Origin of the sequence: Streptococcus danieliae (assembly GCF_025447695.1) — a bacterium.
GTDB classification, from domain to species: Bacteria; Bacillota; Bacilli; order Lactobacillales; family Streptococcaceae; genus Streptococcus; species Streptococcus danieliae.
The window spans coordinates 1-20,351 of record NZ_JAOBSU010000016.1; the positions used below are offsets into that span (position 1 = coordinate 1).

At 45.0% G+C, this 20,351-nt stretch carries 18 protein-coding genes; 6 read left to right on the top strand and 12 right to left on the bottom strand.

Features of this window, described 5'->3' with window-relative positions:
* Positions 1 to 95: 95 nt before the first annotated feature.
* From N4310_RS01965 to malQ, 3 genes are read right to left on the bottom strand one after another with little or no spacing between them, the layout of a single operon-like run.
* On the bottom strand, positions 96 to 2,363 hold the full coding sequence (locus N4310_RS01965; protein ID WP_262091876.1) for a glycogen/starch/alpha-glucan phosphorylase: 2,268 nt from the start codon (positions 2,361 to 2,363) through the stop codon (positions 96 to 98).
* Positions 2,364 to 2,399: 36 nt separating this feature from the next.
* A complete protein-coding gene (locus tag N4310_RS01970; RefSeq protein WP_160333118.1) occupies positions 2,400 to 3,503 on the bottom strand; it encodes an ABC transporter ATP-binding protein in 1,104 nt (367 codons plus the stop codon).
* Positions 3,504 to 3,523: 20 nt separating this feature from the next.
* Positions 3,524 to 5,032 carry a 4-alpha-glucanotransferase gene (gene malQ, locus N4310_RS01975; RefSeq protein WP_160333119.1) on the bottom strand — a complete coding sequence of 503 codons (1,509 nt, stop codon included), beginning with the start codon at positions 5,030 to 5,032 and terminating at the stop codon, positions 3,524 to 3,526.
* A gap of 312 nt (positions 5,033 to 5,344) precedes the next feature.
* Here malQ and N4310_RS01980 point away from each other — a divergent pair, with 312 nt between their 5' ends.
* The 5 genes from N4310_RS01980 to N4310_RS02000 all read left to right on the top strand — a co-directional run bounded on the left by N4310_RS01980 (position 5,345) and on the right by N4310_RS02000 (position 10,779).
* Positions 5,345 to 6,598: an extracellular solute-binding protein gene (locus N4310_RS01980; protein ID WP_262091877.1), complete on the top strand. Its 1,254-nt coding sequence runs from the start codon at positions 5,345 to 5,347 to the stop codon at positions 6,596 to 6,598.
* A gap of 177 nt (positions 6,599 to 6,775) precedes the next feature.
* Positions 6,776 to 8,068, top strand: a complete 1,293-nt coding sequence (locus N4310_RS01985) for a sugar ABC transporter permease (protein WP_262091878.1) — start codon at positions 6,776 to 6,778, stop codon at positions 8,066 to 8,068.
* Positions 8,068 to 8,910, top strand: a complete 843-nt coding sequence (locus tag N4310_RS01990) for a sugar ABC transporter permease (RefSeq protein WP_160333122.1) — start codon at positions 8,068 to 8,070, stop codon at positions 8,908 to 8,910. Before N4310_RS01985 ends, N4310_RS01990 begins: the two co-directional genes overlap by 1 nt.
* 78 nt (positions 8,911 to 8,988) lie before the next feature.
* Entirely contained in the window at positions 8,989 to 9,780 is a 792-nt protein-coding gene (locus N4310_RS01995) for a hypothetical protein (RefSeq protein WP_262091879.1), read from the top strand.
* 12 nt (positions 9,781 to 9,792) lie between these two features.
* Positions 9,793 to 10,779 carry a LacI family DNA-binding transcriptional regulator gene (locus N4310_RS02000; RefSeq protein WP_160333124.1) on the top strand — a complete coding sequence of 329 codons (987 nt, stop codon included), beginning with the start codon at positions 9,793 to 9,795 and terminating at the stop codon, positions 10,777 to 10,779.
* A 355-nt stretch (positions 10,780 to 11,134) separates the two neighbouring features.
* Here the strand turns inward: N4310_RS02000 and N4310_RS02005 are convergent, their stop codons facing one another.
* Positions 11,135 to 13,552, bottom strand: coding sequence for a YhgE/Pip domain-containing protein (locus N4310_RS02005; RefSeq protein WP_262091880.1), 2,418 nt, complete (start codon positions 13,550 to 13,552; stop codon positions 11,135 to 11,137).
* An 88-nt stretch (positions 13,553 to 13,640) separates the two neighbouring features.
* On the opposite strand from N4310_RS02005, the gene N4310_RS02010 reads away from it, so the two are divergent.
* The gene (locus N4310_RS02010) at positions 13,641 to 14,189 is read left to right on the top strand and encodes a TetR/AcrR family transcriptional regulator (protein WP_262091881.1); all 549 of its coding nucleotides are present in this window, start codon (positions 13,641 to 13,643) and stop codon (positions 14,187 to 14,189) included.
* 193 nt (positions 14,190 to 14,382) lie between these two features.
* On the opposite strand, the gene N4310_RS02015 is transcribed toward N4310_RS02010, so the two are convergent.
* From N4310_RS02015 to N4310_RS02050, 8 genes are all read right to left on the bottom strand, one after another.
* Positions 14,383 to 14,538 (bottom strand): hypothetical protein, encoded by a 156-nt coding sequence (locus tag N4310_RS02015; RefSeq protein ID WP_262091882.1) that lies wholly within the window; start codon positions 14,536 to 14,538, stop codon positions 14,383 to 14,385.
* A gap of 9 nt (positions 14,539 to 14,547) precedes the next feature.
* Positions 14,548 to 14,838, bottom strand: coding sequence for a hypothetical protein (locus tag N4310_RS02020; RefSeq protein WP_262091883.1), 291 nt, complete (start codon positions 14,836 to 14,838; stop codon positions 14,548 to 14,550).
* Positions 14,839 to 14,911: 73 nt separating this feature from the next.
* Entirely contained in the window at positions 14,912 to 15,208 is a 297-nt protein-coding gene (locus N4310_RS02025; protein ID WP_262091884.1) for a DUF4298 domain-containing protein, read from the bottom strand.
* 168 nt (positions 15,209 to 15,376) lie between these two features.
* The gene (rpsD, locus tag N4310_RS02030) at positions 15,377 to 15,988 is read right to left on the bottom strand and encodes a 30S ribosomal protein S4 (protein ID WP_262091885.1); all 612 of its coding nucleotides are present in this window, start codon (positions 15,986 to 15,988) and stop codon (positions 15,377 to 15,379) included.
* Positions 15,989 to 16,184: 196 nt separating this feature from the next.
* Positions 16,185 to 16,469 carry a Veg family protein gene (locus N4310_RS02035; RefSeq protein ID WP_160332009.1) on the bottom strand — a complete coding sequence of 95 codons (285 nt, stop codon included), beginning with the start codon at positions 16,467 to 16,469 and terminating at the stop codon, positions 16,185 to 16,187.
* Positions 16,470 to 16,471: 2 nt separating this feature from the next.
* Positions 16,472 to 17,824 (bottom strand): replicative DNA helicase, encoded by a 1,353-nt coding sequence (gene dnaB / locus N4310_RS02040; RefSeq protein WP_262091886.1) that lies wholly within the window; start codon positions 17,822 to 17,824, stop codon positions 16,472 to 16,474.
* Between the two features lie 9 nt (positions 17,825 to 17,833).
* Positions 17,834 to 18,286 (bottom strand): 50S ribosomal protein L9, encoded by a 453-nt coding sequence (gene rplI, locus N4310_RS02045; protein WP_160332007.1) that lies wholly within the window; start codon positions 18,284 to 18,286, stop codon positions 17,834 to 17,836.
* Positions 18,283 to 20,256, bottom strand: a complete 1,974-nt coding sequence (locus N4310_RS02050; RefSeq protein ID WP_262091887.1) for a GGDEF domain-containing protein — start codon at positions 20,254 to 20,256, stop codon at positions 18,283 to 18,285. The genes rplI and N4310_RS02050 overlap by 4 nt, the downstream gene beginning before the upstream one ends.
* Positions 20,257 to 20,351: the final 95 nt, after the last annotated feature.

The window sequence follows — 20,351 nt, forward strand, 5'->3', positions numbered from 1 at the left end:
TCTCCATAAGGCAAAAAGCAACGGCTTTAAAACCGTTGCTTTTTTGCGTTAGTCAGAGGGGTTTTTGTCCCAGCCTCTTTTGCTTTTTCAAAAAATTATTTAGTTGGTTCCAAGTGCCATACTTGCTCATTGTATTGAGCAATTGTACGGTCAGATGAGAAGAAGCCAGCCATCGCGATATTGACAAGAACTTTGTCCAACCAGCTATCACGATCTTCATAAGCAGCCAAGGTTGCTTCTTTGACTTGGATGTATTCTTCCAAATCAAGTAGGGTCATGAACCAGTCCTTGTTCATCAACTCATGGTGAAGGCGTTCCAAGCGTTCTGGTTGACCAGTTGCACGCATTTGGTCGCTAACGATGAAGTCGACCAATGGACGGATGCCTTCTTTTTCGTAGTAGTGGTAAGAATCGTAGCCATGTGTTTCGTAAAGATCAATAACAGTTTGGCTATCTTGTCCAAAGATGAAGATGTTGTCATCTCCTACCAACTCGTGGATTTCCACATTGGCACCATCTGAAGTTCCCAAGGTAAGGGCACCGTTCAACATGAATTTCATGTTACCAGTACCAGAAGCTTCTTTAGAAGCAAGTGAGATTTGTTCAGAAATATCTGTCGCCGGAATCAAGTAGCTTGCTTCAGTAACGTTGTAGTTTTCAACCATAACCACTTGCAAGTGTGGTGCCACCGCTGGATCATTTTTAATGATCTCAGAAAGGGTCATAATCATGTGGATGATGTCTTGGGCGATGGTGTAAGCAGGTGCTGCTTTACCACCGAAGAACATGGTTACTGGACGAGCAGGGATGTTGCCAGCTTTGATATCCAAATACTTGTAAACCACATAAAGAGCATTCATTTGTTGACGTTTGTACTCGTGAAGGCGTTTGATTTGCGTATCGAAGATCGCATGGGTGTTGAGTTCAACCCCTTGTTTTTCCTTCAAGTGTTTAGCCAATTTCTCTTTGTTGTCACGCTTGATAGCTTCCAAACGCTCTTTCACAGCTGCGCGGTTTTCAACAGTCAACAGACCTTGCAAGAGCTCTGCATCGTGGTGCCAATCGCGACCAATTTCTTGGTCAATCAAGTTGGTCAATTCTGGATTCACATGCATCAACCAGCGACGGAAGGTGATTCCGTTGGTTTTGTTGTTGAATTTTTCTGGGTAAAGTTTGTAGAAGTTGTTCAACTCGCTATCTTTAAGAATCTCTGTGTGAAGAGCTGCTACCCCGTTAACAGAGTATCCATAGTGGATATCCATGTGCGCCATGTGGACACGGTTATTCTCATCGATAATTGCAACAGAGCTATCTTTGTAGTTCGCCTTCACATCCTCATCCAATTGTTTGATGATTGGAACAAGGTGTGGTACCACTTCTTCAAGGAAGTCCAATGGCCATTTTTCCAAAGCTTCCGCAAGAATGGTGTGGTTGGTGTAGGCTGTCATGCGTTTCACAACGGCTACCGCATCTGTGAAGCTGAGTCCACGTTCTTGCAAGAGGCGGATCATTTCTGGGATAACCAAGGATGGGTGGGTATCGTTGATTTGGATAACAGCGTAATCTGGAAGGTCATACAGGTTGCTGCCTTTTTCAACCGCTTCATCCAAAATCAATTGGGCAGCATTGCTGACCATGAAGTATTGTTGGAAGATACGAAGCAATTCCCCTTGGCGGTTTGAATCATCTGGATACAAGAAAAGGGTCAAGTTTTTCAAGATATCAGTCTTATCAAACTGGATACCATCGTGGATGATTGCTCCATCAACTGTGTCTAAATCAAAGAGACGCAAGCGATTTTTCTTACCAGTTTTGTAACCTGGTACATCAATATCGTAAAGGGTTGAGTGGAGGGTAAAGTGAGCAAATGGTACGTCATAGGTCCGCTCTGAACGGATCAACCAATTTTGCTCTTCGATCCAATGGTTTGGAATTGTTGTTTGCTCATTATTTTTCAAGACTTGTTGGAAAAGACCGTAATGGTAGTTCAAACCAACACCATCTCCGTTCAAATTCAGAGTTGCAATGGAATCAAGGAAGCAGGCTGCCAAACGTCCCAAGCCCCCATTCCCCAAGGATGGTTCCAATTCAACTTCTTCCACTTCTGCCAAGTTTTTCCCTGCAGCTGCCAATTCTTCCTTAACTGTTTCGTACAAGCCAAGGTTGATCAAGTTGTTGGACAAGAGTTTTCCAATCAAAAATTCAGCTGAGATGTAGTAGAGTTTTTTCTTGGCATCATTGTAAGGAAGTTCAGCAGAGAACTCCTTTGTATAATTCAACAAAGCTACATAAATCTCTTCGTTTGAACAATCAGCCAAGTTTTTTTGCTGTACTTGACTCATATAGTCTTTAAAATCTAGCATGTTAATCTTCTATCTCCTAAATCGTCTTTCTATCAATTAATGTAAAATATTTTCTTCAGTTTCTTTGTCAAAGAAATGGGCTCGGTTCATATCCAGAGCCAAGGACATTTTTTGGCCCATGTGAACGTCTTGGCGGCTGTGAACAATCGCTTTGAGATTGGTCTTGCCTAGGTGAGTGTGAACAATGTACTCTGCACCCAAGAGTTCTGCAAAATCAACATCTGCCTCAAATTGAGACTGCGGGTAGGTTTCCAAAACCAGGGGATCATTCGAAATGTTTTCTGGACGAATGCCCAAGATCACTTCTTTACCATCATAGCCCTTAGCTTTCAACTGGGCATATTGACCTTGGCCTAACTTAAAGTCTGTGCCATCCTCTGAGATAAAGTGGTCCCCTTGAATACGGCCATGAATAAAGTTCATGGTTGGCGCCCCTACAAACCCTGCGACAAACAAGTTCCGTGGATTTTCATAGATTTCCTTAGGTGTCCCAATTTGTTGCACAACCCCAATATTCATAACCACAATTCTATCCGCCATGGTCATGGCTTCCGTTTGGTCATGAGTTACATAGATGGTCGTAGCTCCCAAACGTTGGGTGATGCGGATAATTTCAGCCCGCATATCACCCCGCAACTTGGCATCCAAGTTGGACAGGGGCTCATCCATCAAGAAGACCTTCGGAGCGCGCACAATCGCACGTCCCAAGGCAACCCGTTGCCGTTGCCCACCCGATAGGGCTTTGGGCAAGCGGTCCAAGAGATGGCTAAGGCCTAAGATTTCAGCTGCCTCTTCCACTTTTTTCTTAATTTCTTCTTTGGATTCCTTACGCAAATTCAAAGCAAAGGCCATGTTTTCAAAGACAGTCATATGTGGATAAAGGGCATAGGATTGGAAAACCATGGCAATGTCACGGTCTTTCGGCTCCACATCATTGACCAAATCTTGATCAATGTAAAATTCCCCTTGGGTGATATCTTCCAAGCCGGCAATCATACGGAGGGTCGTCGATTTCCCACATCCGGATGGACCGACCAGAGCAATAAACTCCTTGTCAGCCACCTCCAGATTAAAATCTTTAACGGCCTCGTATCCATTGTCATAACGTTTGTAAATGTTTTTAAGGGATAAAGTTGCCATAGGAAATGTCCTTTCCTTTCTTAGTTCGACAAGTTCTCATTAGAACGGCGATAAGTCACAGTGAGGTAGGTAAGTAGGTCTTCTACTTCTTGGTTTAATTGCGTCTCTGTCATCCGCCATACCCAGTTCTGTCCAAGGGTCGATGGAGTATTCATCCGTGCCTGGCTTCCCAAGCCCAAAAGATCTTGCATCGTCGCAATAGCCATAAAGCTGACAGATGAATAAACCGTCCGCAACATCGCTGCAGGCACTGACTCATCTTCACGCTTATTTGTATACAATTCCATGAATCGACGTGTTTCTTCGTCAGCCTCATTTTCATACCAACCAACAACCGTATCATTATCGTGAGTACCAGTATACATTACGGAATTGTTTTTCGCATAGTGCGGCATATCTTGGCTATCTCCATGTGGATCAAAGGCAAATTCTAAGATCTTCATTCCCGGGAAACCTGTTTTTTCACGGAAATCATACACTTCCTGGGTCATATAACCGAGGTCTTCCGCGATAATATTTAGATCTCCCAATTCCTCTTTAACGGTTTTGAAAAGATCATAGTCTGGCCCCTTAACCCAACGGCCACCAATCGCATTTTCAGCTCCAGCTGGTACTTCCCAGTAGGACTCGAAGCCACGGAAGTGGTCAATCCGCACCACATCGTAAACTTTAAAGCTTTCTTGGAGACGTTTGATCCACCAAGAATAGTTGTCAGCCTTCATGGCATCCCAATCATAGATTGGATTTCCCCATAGTTGACCTTCTGCTGTAAAGGCATCGGGTGGAACACCGGCAATCCAAGACGGACGGCCTGCTTCATCGGTTTTGAAGTAACGAGGTTGAGACCACATTTCTGACGAGTCTGCTGCTACATAGATTGGCATATCTCCAACAATCTCAATATGATTCTCATTAGCATAGCTTTTTAAAGCCAACCATTGTTTAAAGAAGAAATACTGTGTTACCCGATGGTAATTTACGGCCGGAGCTAAATTTTCACGGTATTCTGCCAGAGCGCGAGGCTCACGAACTTTTGCTGCATCATCTGGCCAATCCAACCAGGACTTCTGACCAAAGTGTTCTTTAATCGCCATATATTCCGCAAAAGTATCCAACCAACTGGCAGAATCCTCTAGGAACTCTTGGTATTCTGGATTATCCCCCTTAGCCAGAAAATTGACAACAGCCTTCTCAAGTAACGGACGACGGTTGTAAAATAACTTCTCATAGTCGACTGCTTCTGGATTTTGTCCAAAATCAACACCTTCAAAATCCGCTTCTTCTAATAGACCTTCTTGCATCAAAAGATCAAAATCAATGAAGTGGGTATTTCCTGCAAAAGCAGAAAAAGATTGATAGGGAGAATCCCCATAGCTTGTTGTCCCTAACGGAAGAATCTGCCAGTAGCGTTGTTTTGTACGGACCAAGAAGTCCACAAAGTCATAAGCTGATTGGCCAAAGGATCCAATCCCGTACTTCCCTGGTAGGGAAGAGATATGCATCAAGACACCACTTTGACGTTGCTTCATAAGTATACCTCGCCTGTTTTCCATTTCGTCTACGCAAAACTTTGCGAAAACGTTTGCATAGCCATTATATCCCTTTTACCTGCCAAAAGCAAGATAAATTTGAGTATTTTTCCACTTTCAATATTTTCTTGAAAGTTTCCTGAAAAAACATCATTTTGAGGGATAAAAAGTCCTTATTAATAGGAACTTTTACAGCTTTTATTTTATCATAAAAATTTTTTGAATATCTCTTGCAATCGCTTACAATATTTGATATAATTTTTTTGTTCAAAGAAAACGTTTGCTCTTTTGAGCTAGATAAAGGAGATCCTCATGAAGAAGAGAATTCTAAAAACAACTGCCCTTCTTTCGACTATTGCTTTTGCAGGAGTTTTGGTAGCCTGCAGCAACGGTTCACAAAATGCTGATTCCGGTAGTAAAGAACTAACGGTTTACGTAGAGGAGCAATACAAACCGTTCATCGAAGAAGCTGCTAAAACTTTTGAAAAAGAAAGCGGTACAAAAATCAACATCAAAACTGGAGATCAGTTGACTGGCTTGGATAACCTCTCTTTGGATAACCAGTCTGGTGAGGTGGTCGATGTCATGATGGCACCTTACGACCGTGTCGGCAGTCTTGGTAACGATGGCCAGTTGGCAGAAGTAAGCTTGGATGAAGGCAGTAAAACAGACGATACTACGAAAAAATTGGTAACTGCTGCAGATGGCAATATCTATGGAGCTCCTGCAGTTATTGAAACCTTGGTGCTCTACTACAATAAAGATTTACTTCCAGAAGCACCAAAAACTTTTGAAGAAGTTGAAAAGTTGGCGGAAGATCCAGCTTACAACTTTGAAGGAGAAGCTGGTAAAAATACAGCCTTCCTAGCTGACTGGGTCAACTTCTACTATGCTTACGGCCTCTTAAGTGGTAATGGTGGTTATGTCTTTGGAAAAGATGGTACAGATGCCAAGGACATTGGTCTTGCCAATGATGGTTCCATCAAGGGCTTAGAATATGCCAAAACTTGGTATGAAAAATGGCCTAAAGGAATGCAGGATCAAAAAGGGGCTGCTAACTTAATTGAATCCCAATTCCAAGACAAGAAAACTGCTGCTGTGATTGATGGTCCTTGGAAGGCTACTGCCTTTAAAGATGCTGGTCTCAACTATGGTGTTGCAACTATACCATCACTTCCTGGCGGATCTAACTATGAAGCATTTGCCGGTGGTAAAGCTTGGGTGATTCCTGTCGCTTCTAAAAACATTGACGGGGCTCAGGAATTTCTCAATTTCCTAACCTCTACAGACCAACAAAAAGCCTTCTATGACAAGAACCATGAAGTTCCTGCCAATACAGAAGCGCGGAAGTATGCTGTAGACAGCAAAGATGAATTGGCCAATGCCGTTGTGAAACAATTTGACTCTGCTCAACCAATGCCAAGTATCTCTGAAATGTCAACTGTTTGGGATCCAGCAGCAACCATGCTCTTTGAAGCTGTTAGCGGTAAAAAAGCGCCAAAAGCTGCTGCCGATGATGCTGTAAAACTCATCAAAGATAGCATTGATCAAAAATTCGGAGAGTAACCCATCTCTCTATTCCGGGGTAAGAAGAGATTCATGTCTCTAAACCTCTAACTGTCATGTAGAGCAGGCTGGGACTTCTAGGTCTTGGCCTCTCTTCATTTTCATGAGCACAAAGGGGTTTGCAGATTAACCTAGCTCTTTAGCCCACTCCAAGCTATCTGATTCGAGGACTGATTTATGGAACAAGCAAACGCAAAAAAAGCCTTACTCTTATCCCTAATTCCCGGACTGGGGCAGATTTACAATCGCCAAAAAGTTAAGGGAGGAATTTTTCTAGGGATCACACTCTTATTCTTCGTTTATTTCTTTAGCATTGCCCTCTTCCAATTGCAGGGCTTGGTCACTCTGGGGTCCATGCGGGGGCGGGATAATTCCCTCTTCCTCTTGATTCAAGGAACCTTTCACTTAATTTTTGTTCTAGCCTATGTGGTTTTTTATGGTTTTAACCTCTGGGATGCTTACCGCACCGCCAATCGTTGGAATCAAGGCCTACCTGTGGCACAGACCTGGAAGGAAATGAGCCAGTCCATTTATGAAAATGGCTTCCCTTACTTACTCATTATCCCTTCCTATGTAGCTATGATTTTTGCCATTGTATTTCCGGTTTTGGTGACCATTTTAATTGCCTTTACCAACTACGACTTCAAGCACCTGCCTCCAGCCAAGCTCCTCGAGTGGGTTGGCTTGACCAATTTTATGAATATTTGGCAGTTATCCACCTTCCGGTCTGCTTTTGGATCTGTTTTAAGCTGGACCATTATTTGGGCCCTGGCTGCCTCTACTTTGCAAATCACACTGGGAATTTTCACAGCCATTATTTCCAACCAGCCTTTTATTAAAGGCAAACGGATTTTTGGGGTTATTTTCTTACTCCCTTGGGCAGTTCCAGCCTTTATTACCATCATGACCTTCTCCAATATGTTTAATGATTCCATCGGAGCCATTAACACACAGGTCATTCCAACTTTTGCCAAGGTTCTGCCTTTCTTAGACGGGGTCTTGATTCCTTGGAAAACAGATCCCTTCTGGAGTAAGGTGGCCTTGATTCTCATGCAGGGCTGGCTCGGTTTCCCTTATATCTATGTCTTAACCTTGGGTATCCTACAATCCATCCCCCACGATTTATATGAGGCAGCCTATATTGACGGGGCCAACAGCTGGCAAAAGTTCACCAAGATTACTTTCCCAATGATTTTGGCCGTTGCTGCACCAACCTTGATCAGCCAATACACCTTCAACTTCAACAATTTCTCCATCATCTATCTCTTTAATGAAGGAGGACCTGGAAGTGTCGGTGGTGGTGCTGGATCAACCGATATCTTGATTTCTTGGATTTACCGACTCACAACCGGCACAGCCCCACAATACTCCATGGCGGCAGCCGTAACCCTGATTATCTCCATCATCGTGATTGGTATCTCCATGATTGCCTTCAAGAAATTACACGCTTTTGATATGGAGGAAGTATGATGCAACGTTCGATTACTTTTAAAAGACGCCTCAATCAAGGCTTAACCTACCTTTATTTGGGCCTCCTATCAATGATTATTTTGTATCCCTTAGCGATCACAGTGTCTTCGGCTTTTAAATCGGGGAATCTGGTTGCCTTCAAGTTGGACAGCAATATTCAGCTTTCCCTAGATAACTTTAGCGGACTCTTTACCGATAGTCTTTTTGGGACCTGGTATATCAATACTTTGATCATTGCGGTCTTGACAATGGTAATTCAAACCTCTATTGTTGTATTAGCTGGTTATGCCTATAGCCGTTACAACTTTATTGCTCGAAAACAAAGTTTGGTCTTCTTCCTCATCATCCAGATGGTACCGACCATTGCAGCCCTGACCGCCTTCTTCGTCATGGCACTCATGCTCAATGCGCTCAACCAAAGCTGGTTCTTAATTTTCCTCTATGTTGGCGGAGGAATCCCAATGAATGCCTGGTTGATGAAGGGCTACTTTGATACGGTTCCCATTTCTTTGGATGAATCCGCTCGGATTGATGGAGCGGGACACTTCCGCCGCTTCTGGCAGATTGTTCTTCCGCTGGTTCGTCCGATGGTGGCCGTTCAGGCTCTTTGGGCCTTCATGGCGCCATTTGGGGACTACATTCTCTCTAGCTTCCTTTTACGGGAAAAAGAATATTATACAGTGGCTGTTGGTCTCCGTACCTTCGTCAGCGATCCTAAAAATCTAAAAATCTCCTTCTTCGCTGCCGGGGCCGTGTTAACGGCGTTGCCAATTTGTATTCTCTTCTTCTTCCTACAAAAGAACTTTGTTTCTGGTTTAACAAGTGGTGGTGACAAGGGATAAGCTTGTCCCACCTTTTTATACTATCTGACCTTGTCAAGGCTCCTTGATGAACCTTGGTCACCTAGAAAGGATTCCATCTTGCCCTACCCATTTAGCTATTTTCAAAATCTCCTGCCCTTCCGACGTGCCTTTGAGCAACGGAAGCTATTAAACTGGCCTCAGTTACTCTTTACCTGGCTCTTCCTCTTGGCCTTAACCTGGATTCCCGTTAGCTGGACTAGCCTCCAACGAACTTCTTATCCCTTGGAACAGCTGGTTCCGCAAGCCTATCGGGTTTTTGATCAAAAACAACTGGATCAGATGGCAGCCACAGGGCTTCGTTTTGAGCACGGGCAAGCGCAAATGCCTCAGAAAAGCACTTGGCAGGTCGGTCACGATTGGATTGTACTGGGGGACAAGGCTCCTCAGACAGAAGGATTTAGCTGGGAATTTCAAGCCGATTATGCCCGCCTGCTCCAGTCTAATCAGGAGGTTGCACGCTTGACCTATGACCAGCTCCACACCCAGGACTTAGCCAATCCCGCAGCCTGGAGCCAAGCCTTAGATCTGGCTTGGTTTACCAGCAACCGCTTGGTGATCAGTCTCTTTCTGCTTGCCCTATCCTTGGGCCTGCTAAGCCTTAACTTTTTCTTGGTCAGCTTGGGGAGTGCTGTCCTGCTCTATCTAGTCAGCAAATCCCGCTTTAATAGTCTCCAGGGCTTTCAGGAAGCCTTTCATCTCATTCTCTATTCCTTGGGACTACCAACGCTAGTGACTTGCTTACTGGGCTTGCTGGGCCTAGATCTGCCAACATCGGTTTTGGTTCAGAATAGTCTCTTCTTACTTACCCTCGCTTTGGTTTTTTACCAAACGCAATTTCGTGATCATTAAGGAGCTTTCATCATGCGTGTCACTATTAAGGATGTTGCGGAACGGGCAGGGGTCTCCCCTTCTACCGTCACGCGCGTCATTCAAGACAAACCAACTATCAGTCAGGCGACCAAAGAGCGTGTTCGTCGAATTATGAAGGAATTGGACTACCATCCCAACCTCAATGCTCGCAGCTTGGTTAGTAGTGAAACCAAGGTTCTGGGTTTGGTCTTGCCAGACGATTCCGATGCTTTCTACCAAAACTCTTTTTTCCCAACGGTGCTAAGGGGGATCAGTCAAATTAGTTCCGAACACCACTATGCTCTGTTATTGTCGACCGGGAGAACAGAGACCGAGCGGCTCGAATCCATTTCGCAAATGGTCCGGGGAAGACGTGTCGACGGGCTGATTTTCCTCTACGCCAAACCCCAGGATCCTCTGGTTCAGTTTGTTCGAGAGCAACATTTCCCCTTCCTCATTTTGGGCAAATCAACAGACCCCTTCACTTCTCTGGTGGACAACGACAACCGCCAAGCGGGAGCTGATGCCACCCATTTCTTACTGTCCAAAGGCTACAAACGCATTGCCTTTCTAGCGGGAAGCTTGGAATATTTTGTCAACCAGGACCGTTTCCAGGGCTACCAAGATGCCCTAGAGGAAGCTGGACTCCCAATGGACGAAAAGCTCCTCTACTTTGCCAAGGATTTGCTGTTTCATGAGGGCTACCAGGTCATGGAAAATATGCTGGAAAAACAAATTCCCTTAGATGCCATCATTGTAACCGACAGCCTTTTGGCTGAGGGCGTCGCTAGTTATCTCCAAGATCACCAGCTCCACCTCCCCTGTATTAGCTTCACCTCCCTACCGCCAACCTATGATGTCACAGCCTATGTCGATATCCAGGCTTTGGAATTGGGACAGGAATGTGTGGAGACCCTTCTCCAAATTATCCAAGACCACAAAAAAGATCAGCAGACAGCCTACCAAAAAATCGTTGACCATAACCTGCTGGATCAGTAATGAACATAAAAAGACTGGCGTTTTCAGAACTCCAGTCTTTTGCTATTCTCTTCATGCGAGGCTGGAACAAAAGTCTACCCTCATTGACTTTGGCTAACAGCATTGTGTGCTGTTAGAGAGTACCAAATCTTGTTTGCGAAGTAAACTCCAAGCGTTCGCTTGATAGCGAACATTCCATGTTCGTCCATATCATAGGCTCAGCGAGTCAATTCCTGACTCGCTGAGAGGACTCCGAACCCGACCTAAGCAACCTGAGCCAAGAAATTGGAAAGCAAGGTAAGATCCAGTGGGTCTTCTTAGCATGAGCCTTAAATTAAGAAAGTGAATCAACTAAATTTTTCCAAATTTAGTTCTGTCACACTCCCTTCTTGGGTTGGTAAATCAGATAACCAGCCAAAATGGAAAGCACCAAGGTCACACTGAGAAAGGCGACTTGGCTGCCAATTTGACTCGTCATCGAAATGGTCTCTCGCAAGGCGGATACCGAGTAAGACATCGGCAACCAGGGATGAATCGCCTCAAAGAAGGCATTGGACAGTTGGATTGGATAGGTTCCGGCACTCGCTCCTAGTTGCAAGAGCAAGAGGATTAGAGCCAGGAAGGCTCCAACCTTATTGTCCAAGGTTACCAGCGTTGTCACCAAGGCCATAAAGGTCATACTAGCCAGGAGAATCACTCCAAGCGTAGCCAGTTCATGATTGGCCGTCAAGCCAATCAAATGAATTCCGGCGTAAACCAAGAGACCTGCTGCCAAGGCAATGATGCCATTCACTTCCAAACGCGCCTTCAACCAAGACCAACGAGTTGATGGCTGTCTGCCTGACGGAAGTGTTTGGAAAATCGTATTAGTGGCAATCGCTGCCACAAAGAGGGCTACTGAAACCATGTAAGGAGCCATTCCAACTCCGTTAACCTGAACTTGGTCCTGCTCGGTTTTTTCAAGCGTAATCGGACTAGATAAGGTATTGGCATTGTCCTCCTCAACATTGGCTTTTTGTAATTGCTGGTTGGCCTTATCCAAGCCTGTTTGGAGGCTGACCAAACCATCCACCAATGAGGTCATCCCAGTTCCAAGCTGAGCACCACCCTGGGATAGGGTTTGGGAACCGTCTTGGAGTTGGCTCGCACCAGAAGCCAATTGTGAAGCTCCGTCAAGCAAGGCACCAGAATTGGCATCCAACTGGTTGGCTCCCGCTTGCAATTGGGCAACCCCGGATTGTAGTTGACTAGAATTTTCATTCAAGGTTCGAGCTCCCTGAGCCAATTCTGAAACTCCCGCTGTATAAGCAGAGACACCGCCTGCCAAGTCCTCAGCTCCTGTTTGCAGTTGATTTTGGAGCTGGCCTAAGCCAGAAGCTACTGCAGCAGAGCCTTGAGCCAGCGCTTGAGTGGCAGCCTGTACTTGTCCCAACTGACCAATTCCATTTTGGAGCGTTTGTAAATCTGCCAAGGCTTGGTTGACCAGAGGCGCTAATTCCTGCCCCAAGCTAGCCCCATTTTGATCAAGCGCCGCTGAGAGGGACTGCACACCCCCGAGTAGTGCCTGCAATTGGCCTATGTCCGTAGCCGAACCTGCTGAATCTGCCGGTAAGGCTGCTAAAATTTCCGACTGCTCAGCCGGATCCAATTTTTGGAAGGCAGCTGTCGCTGCTACTGAAGCAACCGCACTAGCCTCGGTCGAAGCTCCGGCACCAGCCATTAAAGCTGATAAATCCGCCTCTAATTGACTCAAACCTGCCTTGATTCCAGCCGTTGGATCCTGCCCTTGTCCTAATTGACTTTGAAGATTGGTCAAAAGGGCAAGGGCTTGATTGATCGACGCAGCTTGTTCGGATGAAATGCTAATACCAGCCAACTGATCGGCTAGTTGCTCCATTCCCGCAGCTACTTGATTAGAACCGTCTACCAGAGCTGTCAAATCGCCACCACGCGCAGCTTCTTGCAAGGCTTGCACACCAGCCTGCAATTGCCCCGAAGCTGCATCCAGTTGATCTGCTCCCGCTGACAGCTGGGCTACCCCACCTGTATACTGGTTCACACCCGTTGCTAGCTGGCCAACACCACCAGCTAGTTGACCAACGCCAGCCGTGTACTGCCCAAGACCTGTTTCCAACTGTTTGGCCCCATCTGAAAACAGCAAGGTTGAGCTAGCCAAGCGTTGCAAGCCATTGGTTAGCTGGTCTGAACCAGACTGAAGCTGTTTGCCACCATCTGCCAACTGGCTGCTGCCAGCACTAGCTGTCCCCATTCCAGTCTGCAGCTCTTTCATACTGCTAAACAAGGTTGAGGTGTAGTTGTTTATAATATTTTTTTGAACGGATTCTTTAAGCACATTCATAGCTGAATCACTCATCTTCCCAGCTACAAATCCGTGTCCACTCGAAGTTTTGTACCGGATTTTCATTTGTTGGGGATCGCTGGTCATAATCGAAGCTGCTTTTTGCGAAAGATCCTCTGGTAGCTCAACCACCATATAGTAATCTCCCTTTTCCAAGCCGCGATCAGCTGTTGCTTGATTGACCACATGAAAATCAAGAGCCTTGCCCTTCTCCATATTGGCAACCATCTGGTCTCCGATGGCTAAGGTTTTCCCATTCAAAACCGTTGACTGGTCCTTGTTCACAACTGCAACCGGCAAGTCCGACAGTTTTCCGTAGGGATCCCACATCGAACTCAAAAAAATAACATTATACAGGAAGGGAATCAAGGAGACTCCCAACATCACCACAATGAATTTAGGTCGTTTAAAAATGGCTTTCCACTCTTTAAACATCTATCATCCTCCATTTTTTGCACACAGTGTCTATTTTTGATAAAATAAATTATACCACTTCAAATTTTAAATGCAAGGAGGGAAATCAATGGAAAGTAATAAAAGACAAAAGACTAAAAAATGCCTAGAAAACGCCATGGTAAAGCTTCTTTCAGACCAGTCCTTTGACCAAATTACAACGGTCAAACTGACCCAGAAAGCCGAGATTAGCCGGTCCAGCTTTTACACCCACTATAAAGACAAATTTGATATGATTGACCATTATCAGGACCGAATTTTCCATACCCTGGATTATATTTTTGACAAACACGATGGACATCTAGAAGCCACCATTACAGAAATTTTTGAATTTCTCAAACGGGAACCGCTCCTGGCTGCCCTCCTATCTGAAAATGGCACCCAAGAAATTCAACAATTCATCCGGAAACGCCTGCATATCCTCTTGGAAAATGGCTGGCAAGGTCGCTACAGCCACGAGCTCTTCCAAGATAAGGAAAAGAAATACGCAGCTATCTACCTCTCCAATGCCTTCCTGGGCGTCTACCAACTCTGGATTGCCCAAGGCAAAAAGGAAAGCCCTCAAGCCATGGCCTGCTTCCTCATGAAAATGCTGAAATTCAGCGGCATTGAAGCTTAATAATCATAAAGAACCAGTAGCCATCCCAGCTACCGGTTCTTTTTCACACTCTTTGAAAATCAAAACGATTCTCTGTCTACCTGTCTCGATGAATTTCAATGACTGCGAGCTTTGCTCACCTCTACTGATAATATTCAACAGGTCTCCTCATCAATTTTTAATTTTCTTTGCCCATCACTAACAACTTCCAACTTTACGAGTGTCCGTGTTTCCGTGAGTACTCATCTGCAGCTCCAGCAATCGCCCCGAAAACAAAGGGGACTGTAATGAGGGCTGCGCCAACCACGAAAGGATTGACAACACCGCCTTGCAACGCTTGCAAGGCGTTTGGTTTGAGTTCTTGCTTCATGGCCACCTCCTAGGGAATCAAGGCATTAACCAAGCTGCGACCAAAGTCACGGCCAGTTTTGTAAATCATGGCCCAGGTTTTACCAATGGCACTCCCAGCCTCACTAACATAACCTGCACCACCCGTAATCATCTGGAGATCAGCCACATCAATGAGCTCACTTTCAGGGCAAGTTGGAACGGGTCCTAAAGGACCACTTGGATAGGGATAGGGAAAACCTGGAACTAGGACCTTACCTGGACACCAGATTTGGCTACCTCCTTGGATTTCAGCTGCTTCTGTTAGGGGAATCGTATTCATCCGTTTCTTCCTCACTTTCCTTCTTATTTGGGGCCCTCATCTTTTAATTCGAAAGTAGGAAAAAAAAGAAAGACTAACTGTGAGAATACATAACTAAAACCAGCTCCAATAAATCACCCAGCAGGCGATTGTGGTCTTCGATCAGGTCATAGAGCCGATCTTGACTGAGCACCCCACAAGCTTCCCCGGGACCAGCATTATCATGGAGCTTCAACCAAGCCTCACTCCCATAAAAGTCTCGTAGAGCTTGGTAATCCTCATGATGCTCCTGGAAGGCTTGTACAGCCTCCTGGAGTGCCTCAAACCGAGGCTGAAAACGTTCCAGAGCTGTTTCCATAATCTGTACCTGATTTTCCTGTTGTGCAGTCATCTAAACTCCCTTCTAGGAACTGCGCAAAAGCAGCTCCCTCACCGATTATTCTTATACTACCATAGAGCAAACAGAATCCCAGGATAGAGGGTTTTGCTTTCTGGCTAGGATTTTAAGACAAAGCAAAAAGCCCACTGTTGTAGGCTTTCTGCAATATAATTCTTAAAATTAAAGCATTTTGTTGTAGAATTCAACGACAAGTGCTTCGTTAATTTCTGGGTTGATTTCATCACGTTCTGGGAGACGAGTCAATGAACCTTCCAATTTTTCTGCATCGAAAGATACAAATGCTGGACGTCCAAGCGCTGACTCAACAGCTTCCAAGATTGCTGGAACTTTAGCTGATTTCTCACGAACAGAGATTACTTGACCAACTTCAACACGGTAGCTAGGGATGTCAACACGTTTACCGTCAACAAGGATGTGACCGTGGTTAACAAATTGACGAGCTTGGCGACGTGTTGAAGCCAAACCTAGGCGGTAAACCACGTTGTCCAAACGACGCTCAAGAAGAAGCATGAAGTTGAAACCAAGGATTCCACCTTTGATTTTTGTAGCTTGTACGAACAAGTTACGGAATTGTTTTTCACCTACTCCGTACATGAAACGAAGTTTTTGTTTTTCAGCCAATTGCAAACCATATTCTGAAAGTTTGCTGCGGTTGTTTGGTCCGTGTTGTCCTGGTACGTAGTTACGACGTGCAAGTTCTTTACCAGTTCCTGATAGAGACAAGCCAAGACGACGAGATTTTTTCCATGATGGTCCTGTATAACGTGACATTTAAATGTCCTCCTCTAAATAATTGTTTGAGGAAATAGTCATTTGAAAAATCCTGATTCGTGCAGGAAACCTTCGCCCAAACAGCAAGGGTTACTTACTGGGACTTCCTGTTGACGAGCTTCATATTTTTCTGCTGCTATTTCGCACGTTCTCTATTGTAACAAGTTTCCTTCAGCTTGTAAAGGATTTTTTTCGGTTATGCTTCCTCATCATCCAAGTAACGGATCAGTGTTTTTTCCGTTAGGATGTCTGAGTAAGTGTAAGATTCCACATAAGTGTTTGTGATTTCACCAGGTAGGGTTCCAACATTGTTGTATTCAACGATGAATAGGGATGGGTAAACTTCAATCAAACGACCTGTTTTATTTTTTTGACGTTTACGGCCATGTTCCAAGGTCATTTCAACCATTTTTCCCTCATGGTTTTTAATATCTTCTTTGATTTTTTTCATTTTAGCAACATCTGTAAATGCATCGCTCATAGTTATTCCTCCCTTTTGGATATAGCTGAAAATTTATTGTATTCTTTCTGAAATAGAAGTTCGACGGTTCCACGCGCCCCGCTCCGGTTTTTCTCGATGATCACTTCGACCTTATTATTGGGAATTTCATCTTCGGATTCACCCGCGCGATCGTAATAATCATCCCGGTAGAGGAAGGCAACGATGTCAGCATCCTGCTCGATAGATCCGGATTCCCGGATATCAGAGAGGACAGGACGTTTATCTTGCCGCTGTTCCACGCCCCGTGACAGCTGACTGAGAGCGATAACAGGGACTTTCAATTCTTTGGCAAGAATTTTGAGCTGGCGGGAGATTTCAGAGACTTCCTGCTGGCGATTTTCCCGCCCAGTTCCTGTAATAAGCTGGAGGTAATCGATGAGGACCAGTCCCAGATTACCGGATTCTTTAGCCAGTTTCCGTGATCGCGAGCGAATCTCCGTAATCCGAATCCCCGGTGTATCATCGATATAGATCGGCGCGGTTGCCAGGTTGGCTTGGGCAATTGTAACCTTCCGCCATTCCTCATCTGACAGTTGACCTGTCCGAATTGAGTGAGAATCAATCAGTCCCTCTGCCGCCAACATCCGATCTACCAAGCTTTCTGCCCCCATTTCCAGCGAGAAGATAGCCACAGTTTTTCCGAATTTACTGCCAATATTTTGGGCAATATTGAGGGCAAATGCTGTTTTACCAACGGCCGGCCGAGCAGCCAAGATAATCAGCTCCTCCTCATGCAAGCCGGTTGTCATCCGATCCAGATCCGGATAGCCCGTTGGAATCCCTGTCACATCAGATGTTTGCTGGGACCTAATTTCCAGATTTTCGAAGTTGATGTTCAGGATATCCTTGATAACTCTGAAACCACTTCTTTTATTATTTTCATTTAAATCAATCAGGGTCTTTTCTGCCCCTGCAATCAGTTCATCAGTCCCCAGGGCTCCTTCGTAAGCCTGGTTAATACTTTCGGTTAAGCGTGAAATAAAACGGCGCCGCATGGCCATATCGGCCACAATTTGGGCATAATATTCAGCATTGGAGCTAGTCGGAACAGCGTTTACGACTTCCACTAAATAAGAAAAACCACCAATATTTTCCAGGTCTCCTTGGGCTTCCAAAATAGCTCTCATGGTGGTAGCGTCAATGACATCTCCCCGATCATTCAAGTCAATCATGGCCTGAAAAATAAGGCGGTTCGCATATTTAAAAAAGTCAGCTGGTTCAATGTACTCGCGTACAAAAACCAGCTTACTCTCATCCAAAAAAATAGCCCCCAGAACAGACTGCTCTGCTAAAATATCTTGCGGTTGGGTCCGCAACTCTTCTAGATTGGCCATTTCTCCTCCTTAAGCTTCCTGGATGTAAATCTTAATCTCTCCGGCTACATCTTGGTAGAGCTTAACAGGTACTTCCACAGAACCAATGGAGCGGAGTTGATGGTCCAAACGGATGTTCCGTTTTTCAACTTTAATGCCAAATTGTTTCTGCAACTCTTCTGCAATTTTCTTGCTGGTAATCGAGCCAAAGGTCCGACCATCTGGTCCAACTTTTTCAGTGAAACGAACCACAGTCTCTTCCTTGGCCAACTGCGCTTTCACAACTTCAGCTTCTGCAATTAGCTCCGCATGCGCTTTTTCTTGAGACTTTTGCTTACCGCGAAGCTCACCGATAGCTTGGGCAGTTGCTTCTTTAGCTAGATTTTTCTTAATCAGGAAGTTTTGGGCGTAGCCTGTTGGCACTTCCTTAATTTCGCCTTTTTTACCTTTTCCTTTGACATCTTCTAAGAAAATAACTTTCATGCTTGAGTCTCCTTTTCTTGCGTTTCATTTATAATAACATCTTTTAATCGCGCCGTCACCCTGGAGAGGTCGACATTCCGCAGTTGGGCAGCAGCCAGGTTAAAGTGGCCACCTCCGCCCATCTCCTCCATTATTCTCTGTACATTGATCCGACTGCGACTCCGAGCAGAGATTCCAACCGTTTCAGCATCCAGATAACTCACCACAAAGGTCGCTTCAATCCCTGACATATTCAGAATAGTATCGGCTGCCTTGCTGAGTTCAATCGTTGAATAGTGATTTTCTTCTGGAGCAACAGCCAGGACAATCGTCGACGCTAGACGCTGACCTTGTAGAATCAATTCGTTGACCCGACGGTACTCTTCAAAATCATTGGCCATGATTTCTTTGATCAAGGTGCTATCACTACCGCGGCTGCGTAGATAACTCGCCACATCAAAGGTTCTGTTGGTTACCTGAACTGAAAAATTCTTGGTATCCAGCATAATACCAGCCATGAGAATGCTGGCTTGGATTTTACTGAGACGGTTTGACTTGGCATTTTGGAACTGAATCAATTCTGTCACCAATTCACAGGCGCTGCTCGCTCCACTTTCGATATAAGTGATAACCGCATTCTCTGGGAAGTTTTCATCCCGGCGATGGTGGTCAATAACAATGGTTTGATAAAATTCCTGATAAAAAGCCTCTGATAGGGTCAGACTAATCTTGGAATGGTCGACCATGATCAGGAGCGACTGGCGAGTCACCCGTGGCATGGCTTCATCCAAGGTCAACAGCTTGGTTCGCTCTTCCTCCTGTAAACTGGAGATAGCTCTCTGAATGTCCGCTGACATGTATTCCGGATCATAAACCGCATAGGACTGATCGGTTAGATTTTCCGCAAATTTCTGCATCCCGATGGAAGCCCCTAGGGCATCCAAGTCCAAATTGCGGTGACCCACGATAAAGACCTGATCTGCAGACCGAATCTTGTCTGAGATGGCTGTCATCATGGCCCGGGTACGAGTACGGGTCCGTTTTACGGCTGAGACACTACCACCTCCGAAGTAAATCGGATTTTTATTTTCCCGATTTTCACGGACAACTGCCTGGTCTCCACCCCGCACAAGGGCTAGGTTCAAATTCTCGAGGGCTGTTTTTCCAATCGCCGCATGGTTGCCATCTCCGAAGGCAAAGCCCATACTTAAGGTCAGAGGGAGTTTTTTCTCCTTAGCTTCATTGCGGAATACATCGATAATCGCAAATTTATCCGTCATCAGTTTATTTAGGACTGTGTAATCTGTAAATAAATAGTAGCGATCTGCATCTACGCGGCGGTAAAACATTTGATATTCCTCCGCAAAACGCGATACAAAATCAGCAATAAAACTATTGGTAGTACTGATTTCTGAATCAGATAAACCCTCTCTGAAATCATCATAGTTGTCCAGAGAAATCGCTCCAATAACGGGGCGACTGGTGGCTAGTTCTTCCGTAGCATTGTACTCATTGCTGGCATCAAAGAAATAGACCATGTTCCCGGATTGATCCAGATGAACGGCATAAGTTCGCTCACCTAAGGTGACATAGTGACCTTGGTCCTTTTGCGCAGCTTCAAGCACCGATTTTACGAGTTTCAAATCTAGAACGCCATCTTCACCTACAAAAATCAGCTCTGCATAGGGATTGTACCAATCTATTTCCCCGGAATCCTCGCTCAACTTCAGAATGCCGATGGGGATTTTATTAAGGAGATTGGCTAAGCTCGCCTCTACCTGATCTTCCACCTGTCGTTGGTGTTCTTCGTCGACCTTGGTCACCACCAATTCTTGGTCCATTAAAACCAGAAGGAGTAAAGCTCCCATTAAAATCATGGTAATAGCGATAGGGATACCATTCATGGAATGTTGCCAAACAACGGACAAAATCCCTAAAAAAATGATCCCGATCATAAAGTAATGAAAGGGGGATAATGGAAATTTTTTCATCATAAACCTCTTCCTGATATTTTACCATAAAGGAGGTATGACACCAAGTTTTCACTGTAAAAACAAGCAAGAAAAGATGGGATTTAACAGGATTT

Excerpts from the sequence above, each read along its gene's own strand:
- malQ (WP_160333119.1), bottom strand. The coding sequence starts at position 5,032 with ATGAAGCAACGTCAAAGTGGTGTCTTGATGCATATCTCTTCCCTACCA.
- N4310_RS02050 (WP_262091887.1), bottom strand. The coding sequence starts at position 20,256 with ATGAAAAAATTTCCATTATCCCCCTTTCATTACTTTATGATCGGGATC.
- N4310_RS02035 (WP_160332009.1), bottom strand. The coding sequence starts at position 16,469 with ATGAGCGATGCATTTACAGATGTTGCTAAAATGAAAAAAATCAAAGAA.
- N4310_RS01970 (WP_160333118.1), bottom strand. The coding sequence starts at position 3,503 with ATGGCAACTTTATCCCTTAAAAACATTTACAAACGTTATGACAATGGA.
- N4310_RS01980 (WP_262091877.1), top strand. The coding sequence starts at position 5,345 with ATGAAGAAGAGAATTCTAAAAACAACTGCCCTTCTTTCGACTATTGCT.
- N4310_RS02010 (WP_262091881.1), top strand. The coding sequence starts at position 13,641 with ATGGAAAGTAATAAAAGACAAAAGACTAAAAAATGCCTAGAAAACGCC.
- dnaB (WP_262091886.1), bottom strand. The coding sequence starts at position 17,824 with ATGGCCAATCTAGAAGAGTTGCGGACCCAACCGCAAGATATTTTAGCA.
- N4310_RS02005 (WP_262091880.1), bottom strand. The coding sequence starts at position 13,552 with ATGTTTAAAGAGTGGAAAGCCATTTTTAAACGACCTAAATTCATTGTG.
- N4310_RS02020 (WP_262091883.1), bottom strand. The coding sequence starts at position 14,838 with ATGAATACGATTCCCCTAACAGAAGCAGCTGAAATCCAAGGAGGTAGC.
- N4310_RS01965 (WP_262091876.1), bottom strand. The coding sequence starts at position 2,363 with ATGCTAGATTTTAAAGACTATATGAGTCAAGTACAGCAAAAAAACTTG.
- N4310_RS01990 (WP_160333122.1), top strand. The coding sequence starts at position 8,068 with ATGCAACGTTCGATTACTTTTAAAAGACGCCTCAATCAAGGCTTAACC.
- N4310_RS02025 (WP_262091884.1), bottom strand. The coding sequence starts at position 15,208 with ATGACTGCACAACAGGAAAATCAGGTACAGATTATGGAAACAGCTCTG.
- N4310_RS02000 (WP_160333124.1), top strand. The coding sequence starts at position 9,793 with ATGCGTGTCACTATTAAGGATGTTGCGGAACGGGCAGGGGTCTCCCCT.
- N4310_RS01985 (WP_262091878.1), top strand. The coding sequence starts at position 6,776 with ATGGAACAAGCAAACGCAAAAAAAGCCTTACTCTTATCCCTAATTCCC.
- rplI (WP_160332007.1), bottom strand. The coding sequence starts at position 18,286 with ATGAAAGTTATTTTCTTAGAAGATGTCAAAGGAAAAGGTAAAAAAGGC.
- rpsD (WP_262091885.1), bottom strand. The coding sequence starts at position 15,988 with ATGTCACGTTATACAGGACCATCATGGAAAAAATCTCGTCGTCTTGGC.
- N4310_RS02015 (WP_262091882.1), bottom strand. The coding sequence starts at position 14,538 with ATGAAGCAAGAACTCAAACCAAACGCCTTGCAAGCGTTGCAAGGCGGT.